General features: G+C 61.3%; 13 protein-coding genes. 1 reads left to right on the top strand and 12 read right to left on the bottom strand.

Annotation, left to right across the window (positions count from 1 at the left end; translation table 11 throughout):
* Positions 1–44 precede the first annotated feature (44 nt).
* The 10 genes from motA to phaC form a co-directional block, all read right to left on the bottom strand.
* Positions 45–905: a flagellar motor stator protein MotA gene (motA, locus tag HBH1_RS05160; protein WP_006463266.1), complete on the bottom strand. Its 861-nt coding sequence runs from the start codon at positions 903–905 to the stop codon at positions 45–47.
* 175 nt (positions 906–1,080) lie between these two features.
* Positions 1,081–1,875, bottom strand: coding sequence for a class I SAM-dependent methyltransferase (locus tag HBH1_RS05155; protein ID WP_102661856.1), 795 nt, complete (start codon positions 1,873–1,875; stop codon positions 1,081–1,083).
* Between the two features lie 103 nt (positions 1,876–1,978).
* The gene (gene flhC, locus HBH1_RS05150; RefSeq protein WP_039875244.1) at positions 1,979–2,590 is read right to left on the bottom strand and encodes a flagellar transcriptional regulator FlhC; all 612 of its coding nucleotides are present in this window, start codon (positions 2,588–2,590) and stop codon (positions 1,979–1,981) included.
* Positions 2,591–2,764: 174 nt separating this feature from the next.
* Positions 2,765–3,082 carry a flagellar transcriptional regulator FlhD gene (gene flhD, locus HBH1_RS05145; protein WP_006463263.1) on the bottom strand — a complete coding sequence of 106 codons (318 nt, stop codon included), beginning with the start codon at positions 3,080–3,082 and terminating at the stop codon, positions 2,765–2,767.
* A 668-nt stretch (positions 3,083–3,750) separates the two neighbouring features.
* Entirely contained in the window at positions 3,751–4,929 is a 1,179-nt protein-coding gene (locus tag HBH1_RS05140) for a cystathionine beta-lyase (RefSeq protein WP_102661855.1), read from the bottom strand.
* 134 nt (positions 4,930–5,063) lie between these two features.
* A complete protein-coding gene (locus HBH1_RS05135) occupies positions 5,064–5,474 on the bottom strand; it encodes a hypothetical protein (RefSeq protein WP_166757984.1) in 411 nt (136 codons plus the stop codon).
* A 17-nt stretch (positions 5,475–5,491) separates the two neighbouring features.
* Positions 5,492–6,868, bottom strand: a complete 1,377-nt coding sequence (rimO, locus tag HBH1_RS05130; protein WP_102661854.1) for a 30S ribosomal protein S12 methylthiotransferase RimO — start codon at positions 6,866–6,868, stop codon at positions 5,492–5,494.
* Positions 6,869–7,063: 195 nt separating this feature from the next.
* Positions 7,064–7,630 (bottom strand): polyhydroxyalkanoate synthesis repressor PhaR, encoded by a 567-nt coding sequence (gene phaR / locus HBH1_RS05125; protein WP_075258843.1) that lies wholly within the window; start codon positions 7,628–7,630, stop codon positions 7,064–7,066.
* Positions 7,631–7,949: 319 nt separating this feature from the next.
* Positions 7,950–8,690, bottom strand: coding sequence for a 3-ketoacyl-ACP reductase (locus HBH1_RS05120; RefSeq protein WP_006463258.1), 741 nt, complete (start codon positions 8,688–8,690; stop codon positions 7,950–7,952).
* A 253-nt stretch (positions 8,691–8,943) separates the two neighbouring features.
* Positions 8,944–10,770 carry a class I poly(R)-hydroxyalkanoic acid synthase gene (phaC, locus tag HBH1_RS05115; RefSeq protein ID WP_102661853.1) on the bottom strand — a complete coding sequence of 609 codons (1,827 nt, stop codon included), beginning with the start codon at positions 10,768–10,770 and terminating at the stop codon, positions 8,944–8,946.
* 57 nt (positions 10,771–10,827) lie between these two features.
* Between phaC and HBH1_RS05110 the strand changes: the two genes are divergently transcribed.
* On the top strand, positions 10,828–11,091 hold the full coding sequence (locus HBH1_RS05110) for a hypothetical protein (protein WP_102661852.1): 264 nt from the start codon (positions 10,828–10,830) through the stop codon (positions 11,089–11,091).
* A gap of 153 nt (positions 11,092–11,244) precedes the next feature.
* On the opposite strand, the gene HBH1_RS05105 is transcribed toward HBH1_RS05110, so the two are convergent.
* Together HBH1_RS05105 and HBH1_RS05100 are read right to left on the bottom strand one after the other, a co-directional pair.
* Positions 11,245–11,502, bottom strand: coding sequence for a hypothetical protein (locus tag HBH1_RS05105; RefSeq protein ID WP_102661851.1), 258 nt, complete (start codon positions 11,500–11,502; stop codon positions 11,245–11,247).
* Positions 11,496–12,275 carry a sulfite exporter TauE/SafE family protein gene (locus HBH1_RS05100; protein WP_102661850.1) on the bottom strand — a complete coding sequence of 260 codons (780 nt, stop codon included), beginning with the start codon at positions 12,273–12,275 and terminating at the stop codon, positions 11,496–11,498. The genes HBH1_RS05105 and HBH1_RS05100 overlap by 7 nt, the downstream gene beginning before the upstream one ends.
* Positions 12,276–12,444 lie beyond the last annotated feature (169 nt).

Here is a 12,444-nt window from a genome sequence, read left to right as displayed (position 1 = left end):
ATGTCTGTGTGAATCGATGCGCGTACCATCCGCCAACGGCAGGATTACTTGCTCTTGGCCTGCTTGACGTGCTCTTCCAGTTCCAGGAAGGTCGGACGTTCGGTCGAGAACAGGACCTTGCGGCCGAATTCGATCGACAGTGCCGGCGCGTAGCCATTCAGGCTGGCCAGCAGCGTCACCTTCACGCACTGGTAGATCTTGGTCGATTCGTGCAGCTTCTGTTCCAGCAGGCTGGACAGCGGGCCCACGAAACCGTAGGCCAGCAGAATACCGAGGAAGGTACCCACCAGCGCGTGCGCAATGAGCATGCCCAGCTCGGACGGCGGGATACCCACCGATTCCATGGTGTGCACCACCCCCATCACCGCGGCCACGATACCGAAGGCCGGCATACCGTCACCCAGCTTGGCGATGCAGTGCACCGGAATCTCACCCTCGTGGTGGTGGGTCTCGATTTCGTTGTCCATCAGGTTTTCGATCTGGAACGCATCCATGTTGCCCGACACCATCAGGCGCAGATAGTCGGTCATGAACTCGATCAGGTGATGGTCGGCCAGCACGCCGGGGTACTTGCTGAAGATGGGGCTGCTTTCCGGCTCTTCGATGTCGCCTTCGATGGACATCAGGCCTTCCTTGCGAGACTTGGTCAGGATCTCAAACAGCAGCGCCATCAGCTCCATGTACAGCGCCTTGGTGTAGGTCGAGCCCTTGAGGACGGTCGGCAAGGCCTTCATCGTGGCCTTGATCGCCTTGCCGTTGTTACCCACCAGGAACGCACCACCCGCGGCGCCGCCGATCATCAGCAGTTCAAGTGGCTGAAACAGCGCCCCCAGATGGCCGCCGGACAGGGCAAAGCCGCCGAAGACGGAGCCCATGACAATGACATATCCGATAATGACTAACAAAGTGCCTGCTCCCGTCCCAGTGGCGTTGCATGTATTTTCACGTTCGTCAGATTACAGGTATTCCAATCAAGCAAATGAGGGAATACATATCCGAAAAACGCCCTTCCTTTTCGATTTACGGCTCAATCCGGGCAAACTTGATACGTCGCGTCTCGCATTGCGTCACTTTATGCGCTCACATGCGCCAGCCATGCAGCACCGGCCCGCCCCCCTCGGGCTGGATCACCAGGTCCGGCGTGGTCCCCGGAATATGGAATTCGTAGCTCAGTAACAGCGTCCCCGGCCGCATTTCGGCCCGGGCCTTGTGCCACAGGGCCAGCATGGCGGCTGGCGAAAGATAGGCGAACACCACGTCGTACTCTGCGAAATCGAGCAACAGATAGTCGCCCCGCACGAAGCGGCAGCGATTGCCCGTCAGCGCCGCACGCAGGCGGCTCACCAGCCAGGGCAAGGGCGCGATCTCGATGCCGGTGAATTCACTTTCAGGCCGGCGATGCGACAGATCCAGCACCGCGCCGCCCAGGCCGCTGCCGATATCCATGAAGCGGATCGCCCGCCCCTGGGGCAACAAGGCGGCCACCGCATCCCAGGCACTGCGGCCGGAGGGATAGAACGGCACCTGGCTACGGAAGGTGGACCAGAACAGCACCAGCATGAACAGGAATACCGTCAGGAACAGCCATGGCGGCAATTGCAGCCGCCCCACCAGCAGCGCCGCCAGCGGGAACACCAGCAGGATCAGCCACCACCACACGGCCATGCGGCGCAGACGTGCCAGCAGCGCGGCGATCGCGCCGTGCAGCAGGGAAGTTTGCAAGGGGGAAAAGGGAGAAAGACCGGCGCGCTGGCACAGCACGTCGATCACGTTGGCGCCCACCAGGCCCAACACGAACAGCAACAAGGCCTGGATCGCCGGCGCCTGCAGCAGTGGCCTGCGGTGGGCGCCGGGGTGGTTCTCTAGGTCAGACATCTAGACAATCGGCCTCATTCTTCCTGGCAGTGTGGCGGCGCCCCTGTCACGGTCGGGCGGCCGAACCGAGACCGCATCGACAGCGATGGCGCAACACTGCGGATCAGGCAACGGCCGCCAGCACCGGCTCGGCGACCATCGGGGCGGAGGCTGCCACCGGCAGGGCTTCCACCAGGCCCATGACCACTGCGTCCTTGGCCTTCTTGGTCTTGCCGGCACGCGAAGGCATGTGGCACAGGCCGCACAGGTAATCCTGATGCAGATCCAGGCGATGCACCACGAAGTGGCCGCCGCACTTGCAGCAGGGCGTGGTCATGAGCATCTTGCTTTCGAAGAAGCGCACCAGCGTCCAGGCCCGCGTGAGCGAGAGCACCGGCTCGCCGGCATCGCTCTGACCGACCTGTTCCAGATAGAGCTTGTAGGCCTTCATCACGGCTTCGATGCCGCTGATGCGGGCATGCTCCACCAGATAGCGGTGCACGTTGATGAACAGCGACGAATGGATATTGGGCTGCCAGGTGATGAACCAGTCCGTCGAGAACGGCAGCATGCCCTTGGGCGGCGAGACGCCCTTCAACTCCTTGTACAGCTTCAGCAGGCGCTCGCGCGACAGCGAAGTTTCGGATTCCAGCAACTGGAGGCGCGCCCCCAGGTTGATCAGTTCAATGGCCAACTGAATTTCCTGCGCCTCTGTAACAACGCTCTTTTTAGCCATGGTGCTACCCCCCGGTGATTTCGTAGTGACACTGCCTGACCCCTCTCCATGTGCACGAGGCAGATGGACATCAGGCTGCAAATCCAAGACACAAACTTATTGATTGCTACGGTACGTCTTCCCCTCCGGTGCATAGACCCCTGCTCGCACCGGCACTGCTCTTGTCTTGTTGTTTTACGAAATTTGTTCGCTGGGCTGACAGGCCATCAGGATGGCCGCATGCGACTGGGCCAGGCTTTTGTCCTTGTTGTAATTGGTGAGCATGCCGAGGATGGCGCCATCGTCGAAACGGAAGCGCGTCAACATCATGTTGGTCGCGGCCAGTTTCATGATCTGGGCATTGGACAAACCCTCGATCAGATCGGCGATCTCTGCGCTGATACCCAGCCGGAAGATTGCGGTCGGCTTGTCCTGACGGATCATCTGCTGTGCCAGCATCAGATAGCTCAGGTTGGCATCGCGGATCTCCGCCATCATGTCGTTGGTATTCATTTGCACCCCACCTCGGTAAGAACTCCATACTGCTCTGTGCTGCTCTCGGCTGCATTGAGCTGCTTACAATCGCTTACATTTACTTGACTGCAAGCCAATTCTGAGGGGGGGCGGACAGGCGGGAAATTAGACTTGATCGGTATTTTTCGTCCGAAACAAAACCAGCAGGCTTGTCAGACTTTGTCTTACAAGAAGACCTATTTCCCCTGCAGTTTTGGTGCCAGGGAGATGAACAGCCAGAGTCCTTGCGACTTCCAGCGACAATCAGGAATTTCCTGATCAAAAGGTTTCTTGCCCGAAATGGCTCAACAAAATTGATACCAAAGCAACAAAATAAATTGTAAATTTTGGCGGTTTTCTTGTGCCATGTTGCTGTGTAACGACTAGCTCAGCCGCATTTCTTCTTCGACTGCCGAGCTAAACTGTAGTTTCCTTCAATACGGGACCGCGAAAAAATTGCAATGTTTTACGCGGTCTCACATCTTTTGCCCCACGGGACGAGAAAATGCGAAGCGACTCAGCGGTGTGAGAATGCCGTATCAAGAATGACTAGCATTTTATGACCGCCTCCTTCGCACCAAAACGAGAAACAGAGGCAACATTTACCTTTATTCAATTTCTTGACGGCAAACCCGGTGCAGACACACCGCGCCGGGTTGGCTCGACGCTTACATGCGTGCCAGGGCCTGTTCGATATCGGCGATGAGATCTTCCGGCGACTCCAGGCCGATGTTGAAGCGCACCAGCTGCCCTTCTCGCATCCATTCCCGGCGCATGCCCCGCATCCGGTATGGCACGCACAGGCTGTGCGCACCGCCCCAGCTGTAACCGATCTTGAACAGGCGCAGGCTGTCGACAAAGCGGTCGGTCTGCTCTTCCACGTAGCGCGGATCGAAGATCACCGAAAACAGCCCCCCTGCGCCGGTGAAGTCCCGCTTCCAGTGCGCATGGCCAGGGCAATCCTCGAAGGCCGGGTGCAGCACCGAGACGATCTCCGGACGCTGCTTCAACCACGTCGCCACCTTGCGCGCGGCCGCATCGTGCGCCTCGAAGCGCAGGCGCATCGAGGACAGGCTGCGCAGCACCAGATAGACGTCGTCCATGCCCACGCCGAACCCCAGGCGCATGTGCGCCAGCTCCAGCTTTTCATTGAGGGCCTGGTCGCGCACCACCACCGCGCCCATCAGCACATCAGAACCACCGGACTGGTACTTGGTGACGGCTTGCATGACGATGTCCACGCCATGCTCGAAGGCCTTGAAGGCCAGGCCGGCGGACCAGGTATTGTCGATCGCCACCAGCACACCCCTGGCGTGGGCCGCCCGGCACAGCGCCGGAATATCCGGCACTTCCATCGACACCGAACCCGGCGTCTCGGTCCACACCAGACGGGTATTGGACATGATCAGGTCGGCCAGGCCCTCGCCGATCATCGGGTCATAGAAGCGTGCCGTGATCTGGAAATCGCGTTCCAGCCACTGGCCCAGGTCCTTGCTGGGCCCGTAGACATTGTCCGGCAGGAGCACATCGTCGCCGCTCTTGAGGAAGGCGAAGTTGACCATGGCAATGGCGGCCAGCCCGCTGGGCGTAACACGACAGTAATTGCCGCCCTCGATCTCGGCCAGCCGGGCCTCCAGCACGAAACTGGTGGGCGTGCCGTGCAGGCCATAGGTATAGCCCAGCTTTTCGCGCCACTCGCGCGAGCGCATCGCCTCGACATTGGGGAACACCACGGTGGAGGCGTGATGAATGCCCACCGGGAAGGCCTCGAAACCGTCGGGGGCGCGATAGCTGCTGTGGATCAGGGAAGTTTGCGGCGTGAGAGAAGTCTCTTTGGGGTCGGACACGATTCTGCCTCTGAAAACGAGACGCGCAGCGAAGGGCTGCGCGCAAAGGCATCACTATACGCGCAGCCTGCCGACACCGAAAGCCGGCGTCAGCAAATTACGCGATCACGGGCTCGGAGACGATCGGCCCGGCCTCAGGGCAGTTGCAGCGCGAAAGGCTTGGTGACGGCACCATCGGCACTGGACCAGGTACCGGTGATGGACTGGCCCTGCCGATGCCCTTCCCACTGGCCCGACACATCCTTGCCATTGACCGATTCTTCCATGATGAAATCGTCGCCCTCAACCTCACCGGCAACCAGGATCTCAGGGGATCCGCCAAAGAAGAAGTAACGCCCTTCCACGCCGTCCTCGTTCTTCTTGGGTTGCAGCGAAAGCTGGATATCGCGCCCATCGATCTGGCCGCGCAGCACCAGTGCATGGGTCATCAGCAGTTGTTGCAGCGAACCCTCCGGCGCGCTGGCGGCCGGTCCTGGCCTGGCGGCCCAGGTCGATGCCGGCATGAGGACCGAGCAGGACAGCGCCGCCCCCAGCAGGCTGCGCATCAGCAAGCGCTGCACCTTCACTCGGCCGCACCCCACAGGTCGTGGGCATCGGCCGCAGTGATGCGCACGTCCACGAACTGGCCCACTTCCAGCTTGCGATGCGGCTCGAAAGGTGGCTTCACATAGACCACGCCGTCGATTTCCGGCGCATCGGAATAGGTGCGGCCGGTACCGCCGTTGCGGTCCACCTCGTCGATCAGCACGCGCAGGGTCTTGCCGACCTTGGCCTGCAGGCGCTTCTTGGAAATCTCTTCCTGCAATTGCATGACACGGCCGCGACGTTCCTCGCGCACTTCTTCCGGGACCGGATTGGCGATCTCGTTGGCGGTCGCGCCTTCCACCGGCGAATAGGCAAAGCAGCCCAGGCGATCGATCTCGGCTTCCTTGAGGAAGTCCAGCAGGTATTCGAACTCCGCTTCGGTCTCACCGGGGAAGCCGGCGATGAAGGTGGATCGGATCGTGAGGTCCGGGCACATGGCGCGCCAGGCCTGGATGCGTTCGATGTTCTTTTCGCCGTTGGCCGGGCGCTTCATGCGCTTGAGCACATCCGGATGGGCATGCTGCAGCGGCACGTCCAGGTAAGGCAGGATCTTGCCTTCGGCCATCAGCGGGATGATGTGGTCCACGTGCGGATACGGATAGACATAGTGCAGGCGCACCCAGGCACCGTACTGCTGGGCCAGTTCACCCAGCGCACCGACCAGTTGGGTCATGTGGGTCTTGATCGGCTTGCCGTTCCAGAAGCCGGTACGGAACTTCACATCCACACCATAGGCACTGGTGTCTTGCGAGATCACCAGCAATTCCTTGACGCCGGCTTTGAACAGGTTCTCGGCCTCCAGCATCACATCGGCGATGGGACGCGAGACCAGGTCGCCGCGCATGGAAGGAATGATGCAGAAGCTGCAGCGATGGTTGCAGCCTTCGGAAATCTTCAGGTAGGCGAAGTGCTTGGGAGTCAACTTGACCCCCTGCGGCGGCACCAGGTCGACGAAGGGGGCATGGGGCTTGGGCAGGTGCTTGTGCACCGCCTGCATCACCTCGCCCACCGCGTGCGGACCGGTCACTTCCAAGACCTTGGGGTGGATCTTCTGGATGATGTCGTCGCCCTCGGCATCCTTCTTGGCGCCCAGGCAGCCGGTAACGATCACCTTGCCGTTTTCGCTCAATGCCTCGCCGATGGCATCCAGCGACTCCTGCACGGCGGCATCGATGAAACCGCAGGTATTGACGATCACCAGATCGGCGCCGTCGTAGGACTTGGCGGTGTCATAGCCTTCGGCCCGCAACTGGGTCAGGATCTGTTCGGAATCGACCAGTGCCTTGGGGCAGCCGAGGGAGACGAAACCGACCTTGGGCAGGGCCGGGCTGGCGGGAGAGGATGGGTTGGACATGGCAGATTGCTCAGTGAGACGGGCCGCAAGCGGCCGAAAATACGGAAAAAAGCGAAAAATGCTTTAAAAATCAGGGCGCTATTGTACATCGTCCGCTCATTTGCGCCTGTTTTTGGGTCATGACCGCCCTGGTAGGCCAGAAAAGCGAAACGGCCCACGCGGGGCCGTCGGTCGGGCAACTTTTGTTCGGGCCGCTTACTTCTTCTGGTCCGGCGGGGTACCGGTGGCGCCGAAGGGGAAGGTGCCGAACATGTTCTTGGTCTGGCTCTGCATCTGCTCCTGCATCTGGATGAACAGGTTCTTGCTCTGCTCGATGTAGTTACTCATCATGCCCTGCATCATCGGCCCCTGCACGTTCATGAACTGGGTCCACATCTCCGGGCTGAAGGGCTTGCCTTCGTAGAAGCCCTTGGAATTTTCGGCCAGCTTGTTCTGGATATCGATGAAGGTCTGGATGTTCTTTTCCAGATAGTTGCCCATCATGCCCTGCATGGCATGGCCGTAGTAGCGGATGATCTGCGACAGGGCGCCGCTGGAGAACATCGGGACACCGTGCGACTCTTCTTCCAGGATGATCTGCAGCAGGATGCTGCGGGTCAGGTCGTCGCCGCTCTTGGCGTCGACCACGGTGAATTCCTCATTGTCCAGCACCAGTTGCTTGACGTCGGTCAAGGTGATGTAGGAACTGGTCTGGGTGTCGTAAAGACGGCGGTTGGGGTACTTCTTGATCAAGCGGTCTGCCGAATTTTTTGCAGTAGTCATCTGAAGTCCAGTCTCTCTCATTGCAGCCGTTGGCCGGCCTTGGTTTGCAGCGGTGCGGGCCGCTTCGATGCGCTCCCGACCCGCGGGCGTCCGGGACATTGATGCTGTCCTCTCCTTGCTTCTTCTACTGTGATGCAGCTTGCGTCGTCCTCGCGACGCGGTCGCGGTTCTTTTGCAGGGCAGCAACGCAAGCCATTATAGGGGGGAAGACGCACAATGGGGAGCCCGATCGTGCAGTGCGGAGAAATTCTCCGCCGATGGCCGCAGCAGGGGCAGGCGGGCGAGCTGCCTGCCTGCCTGCCTGCTGCAGCCAGGGACATCAGCCCATGTACAGGCCGCCGTTGAGGGAGAAGTCCGAACCGGTCGCATAGCCGCCCTCGGAAGAGGCGATCCAGGCCACGATGGAGGCGATTTCCTCCGGCTCGCCCAGACGCTTGACGGGAATGCCGGAGACGATCTTCTCCAGCACTTCCGGGCGGATGGCACGCACCATGTCGGTACCGACATAGCCCGGCGAGACGGTGTTGACGGTCACGCCCTTGGTCGCCACTTCCTGGGCCAGCGCCATGGTGAAGCCGTGGATGCCGGCCTTGGCGGTGGAGTAGTTGGTCTGGCCGAACTGGCCCTTCTGGCCGTTCACCGACGAGATATTGACGATGCGACCGAAACCGCGCTCGCACATACCTTCGATGACCTGTTTGGTGACGTTGAAGAGCGAATTGAGGTTGGTGTCGATGACGGCATCCCAGTCGGCCTTGCTCATCTTGCGGAACTGGCCGTCGCGGGTGATGCCGGCGTTGTTGACCAGCACGTCCACTTCACCGATCTCGGCGCGCACCTTTTCGAAGGCGGCCTTGGTGGATTCCCAGTCAGAGACGTTGCCTTCAGAGGCATGGATGTCGAAGCCGTGGCCGCGCATGGTGGCCAGCCAGGTATCCTTGCGGGTGGAATTGGGGCCGCAGCCGGCCACCACGGTATAGCCGTCCTTGCACAGACGGGTGCAGATGGCGGTCCCGATGCCGCCCATGCCGCCGGTCACATATGCGATACGCTTGCTCATTTGCTGCCTCCTATTGGATGGTGATTATTGGGGTTCCAGCTACTGCCTGTTACCCCTGTTTCGGGTCTGCCTTGCGCCGCATTGGTCGGGAGGCCGGGTCTTGCCTGGCTTCCCCATATTGGTCTGGCCGATGCCGCCGCGGATGCGACGCCGGTCGTCTCTCTCTGTCGGCGGCTCCGGTCTGCCGGATCACCGCCCTCTTTTCATCATCGCCGCCGGCTTCTGGGCCTCCCCTGGCCGGCTGGCTGATCCTTCAGGCCACCAGCTGGTCGGCCTTGACCTTGACATAGCGGCCCGGGGCCGGCTCGATGTGCTTGTAGCGGGTCGAACCCGGCGCCTTGGGCGCGGCCACCTTGCGTCCACCATGCTTGGCCAGGAAGGCCGCCCACTCGCCCCACCAGCTGCCGGGATGCTCGGTGGCGCCGGCCAGCCAGGTATCGGCATCGGCGCCGGCACGGGCCTTGTCGTTGGTCCAGTAATTGCGCTTGTTCTTGGAGGCGGGATTGATCACGCCGGCAATGTGTCCCGACGCGCCCAGCACGAAACGATTGTTGCTGCGTTTGCCGGCGTTGACCAGATCCAGCGAGGCATAGGCGGATTTCCAGGGCACGATGTGATCATCACGCGAGGCATAGATGAAGGCCGGGGCGCTGATCTTGCGCAGGTCGATCTTCTCGCCGCCCACTGTCAGGCGGCCCGGTTCCTTGAGCGCATTCTCCAGGTACATATGCCGCAGGTAATAGCAGAACATCGGTCCGGGCAGGTTGGTGCTGTCGGCATTCCAGTACAGCAGGTCGAAGGCGCTGGGCTTTTCGCCCTTGAGGTAGTTGGATTCGACGTAGTTCCACAGCAGGTCGTTGGGACGCAGGCTGGAGAAGGCGCTGGCGAAATCGCGCCCGGCCATCAGCCCGCGCTGGCCGATCATCTGCTCGCGCAGGGCCAGTTGCATCTCGTCGATATAGACGTCGATGGCACCGGTGTCGGAAAAATCGAGGAAGGTGGTCAACAGCGTCAGGCTGGCCACCGGGTCTTCGCCACGGGCGGCCAAGAGTGCCAGCGCGCAGGACAGCAGCGTGCCGCCCACGCAGAACCCGAGGGCGTTGATCTGCGGCTGCTTGCTGATTTCCTGGACGATGTGGATGGAACGTGCCACGGCATCATCGACGTAGTTGTCCCAGGTCGCTGCCTCCACCGTCTCGTCGGCATTGCGCCAGGAAATGAGGAACACGGTGTGCCCCTGCTCCACCGTGTAGCGCACCAGCGAATTCTGCGGCTGCAGGTCGAGGATGTAGAACTTGTTGATGCAGGGCGGCACGATCAGCAGCGGCACCGCATGCACGGTCTTGGTCAGCGGCTTGTACTGGATCAGCTGGAACAGCTCGTTCTCGAAGACCACCGACCCCTCGCTGGCGCCGACGTCACGTCCCACTTCGAAGGCGGTCTCGTCGGTCTGCGAGACATGGCCCTTCTGCAGGTCGGCCAGCAATTGCGCGATGCCCTTGGTGAGACTCTCGCCGCGGGTCTCGATGATCTTTTGCTGGGCCACCGGATTGGTCGCCAGGAAGTTGGCCGGCGACATCGCATCAATCATCTGCTGCACTGCAAAACGCAATTTGTGCCGCACCTTATCGGTGCCCTTGACCGCATCGGCCATGGCCAGCAGGAAGCGTGAATTGAGCTGGTAGGCCGCCGCCTGGAACGCGAAGTAGGGATGCTCCTGCCAGGCCGGTGCCGACAGCCGGCGATCGGTGATGGTCGGCGCCTTGGCCGACAGCATCGACTGCCACAGTTCGCCGAACTCGCGGGTGTATTCCTGCTGCAGGCGGACCGCATCGGCGGGGTCGAGCGTGGCGCCCATGTCGCCCAGCTGCCTGGCCAGCAGTGTCGGATCGATCTGACCTGCACCGGGCGGCATGCCTGCCATGCCGGGCATATTGGGCATGGGCGGCAGATGCGACCTGAATTGCTCGAACTGGGATTGGAATTGGGACTGCAGCGAGGTCCAGAACTTCGGATCGGACATCTGTGCCAGCCACGCGGATACATCGGGAGAGGGTTGCTGCGGATTCTGCTTGTTCATGCTCGGATCTGCAATTTTCGCGTATCTTTACGGTTTGTCTCGAAGCGCCATCTCACCATGTATATCGTCGCTATCGCATGGCTCTACGTCGTCTTCATGATGTCGATCACCGAACAGTCAGCGATTGCCGGCATCGCCACTTTCCTGCTGTACGGGATAATTCCCCTGACCATCGTTTTATACCTGATGGGTACGCCGCAACGCAAGCGGAATCGTCAAAATATGAAGAAATTGGCAGCGGCCCGCAAGGAAGACCTGGAACATGACAGTTCCGTGAAACGCGAGTCGCCGCCCGAGCCTGAGGACCGTCACCCTTCCTGAAGAGACTTGACGGCCACTCCATCCGGCGAACAGGAAAACTTAGAAAATGGCAGGCCGCACGCACCATCATCGTGAACCCGCGCGCTATACGGCACACAGGTTTGCGCAGTGCATCATGGGAGCGGACTGCACCGAAAACCTCAGTCCGGGCACTCAGCGCCTGCGAGAACGACGCAGGGCGATCGGTCGGTAACGCGGCTTGAGCACGGCCAGCATGTCACGCAGGACGGCCGAGCCTCGCCACGGTGGTGAGACATAGGCCATACGTAACTTCAAACCTTGACTGTCACGTAACTCACAATCAAGCATGGCAATCATGCAGCCATCCAGCCAGGCATAGACATGCACTTCGCCGGGCAACTGCTGCTTCGGCCCCTCGATCCGCCAGGTTGGCGAGGTCATCGTCACCATGGCGCCAGCTCGGTGATGTGCCAGGCCAGATGCAGGCCCAGCAGCAGCAAGCCGATGAAGAAGGCGCGCCGGAAGCTGGCTGCACGCACCATGCCGCGCACCCGGGTGCCAATAGCCATGCCCAGCAAAGCCGGCACCAGCACCACCAGCGAGGCCCAGCCTACGCCACCGCTGAAGGCTCCACCCTGCCCCAGGTTGACGGCCAGTGCCAGGGTGGAGACCGTGAAGGACAAGCCCAGCGCCTGGATCAACTGGTCGCGCTGCAAGCCCAGTGCCTGCAGATAAGGGACGGCGGGGATCACGAACACACCGGTGGCCGCCGTCACCAGCCCGGTCAATAGCCCGATGACGGGCGACCACCAGCGCTCAAGCCCGGGCCGTACGCTCGGCGTCCACGCCGCCAGTCCGGCGATGGCATACAGCATCAGTGCCAGGCCCAGGATGACAATGGCACGGCGGCCACCGTCCACTCCCATCAGGCCGCTGCCGGCCAGCGTACCCACCATGATGCCAACCAGCATGCCCCACAGGCGCCGCGCCAGCGCCAGGAAGGCGCCACCGGTGGCCAGTTGCCAGCCATTGGTGACCATCGACGGCAGGATCAGCAAGGCCGCCGCCTGTACCGGCGACATCACCAGGCTCAGCAAACCGATCGCCACCGTCGGCAGGCCCAGGCCGATCACACCCTTGATGAAGCCAGCCAGCAGGAACACCGCCAGGCTCACGGCCAGGACGGTGGCATTCATATCGAGGAAGGAAAACAGGCTGGGCATGGCGAAAGGAGAAGTCGAAGGTGCTTGCTGCAAGGCGTTCAGTCTGCCAGCCTCGGTCGGCTCTGCAAATGTGGAATACACTTAGGCAGCCTTCGGCCTGGCCGAAGGCACAATCCGGCTTGCCTGCCCCATTTTGCCTGTTGTGGACCTGCGCCCCTCCCCACACTCC

The organism is Herbaspirillum sp. BH-1 (genome assembly GCF_002870055.1).
GTDB lineage: Bacteria > Pseudomonadota > Gammaproteobacteria > Burkholderiales > Burkholderiaceae_D > Herbaspirillum > Herbaspirillum frisingense.
This window is presented reverse-complemented; position numbering and strand designations above follow the sequence as displayed.

Bases quoted from the DNA above. Each gene is read 5' to 3' on its own strand.
- rimO (WP_102661854.1), bottom strand. From the start codon at position 6,868: ATGTCCAACCCATCCTCTCCCGCCAGCCCGGCCCTGCCCAAGGTCGGT.
- HBH1_RS05120 (WP_006463258.1), bottom strand. From the start codon at position 8,690: ATGAGCAAGCGTATCGCATATGTGACCGGCGGCATGGGCGGCATCGGG.
- HBH1_RS05155 (WP_102661856.1), bottom strand. From the start codon at position 1,875: ATGTCTGACCTAGAGAACCACCCCGGCGCCCACCGCAGGCCACTGCTG.
- HBH1_RS05135 (WP_166757984.1), bottom strand. From the start codon at position 5,474: ATGCGCAGCCTGCTGGGGGCGGCGCTGTCCTGCTCGGTCCTCATGCCG.
- flhC (WP_039875244.1), bottom strand. From the start codon at position 2,590: ATGGCTAAAAAGAGCGTTGTTACAGAGGCGCAGGAAATTCAGTTGGCC.
- HBH1_RS05105 (WP_102661851.1), bottom strand. From the start codon at position 11,502: ATGGTGACGATGACCTCGCCAACCTGGCGGATCGAGGGGCCGAAGCAG.
- HBH1_RS05110 (WP_102661852.1), top strand. From the start codon at position 10,828: ATGTATATCGTCGCTATCGCATGGCTCTACGTCGTCTTCATGATGTCG.
- phaC (WP_102661853.1), bottom strand. From the start codon at position 10,770: ATGAACAAGCAGAATCCGCAGCAACCCTCTCCCGATGTATCCGCGTGG.
- phaR (WP_075258843.1), bottom strand. From the start codon at position 7,630: ATGACTACTGCAAAAAATTCGGCAGACCGCTTGATCAAGAAGTACCCC.
- flhD (WP_006463263.1), bottom strand. From the start codon at position 3,082: ATGAATACCAACGACATGATGGCGGAGATCCGCGATGCCAACCTGAGC.
- HBH1_RS05100 (WP_102661850.1), bottom strand. From the start codon at position 12,275: ATGCCCAGCCTGTTTTCCTTCCTCGATATGAATGCCACCGTCCTGGCC.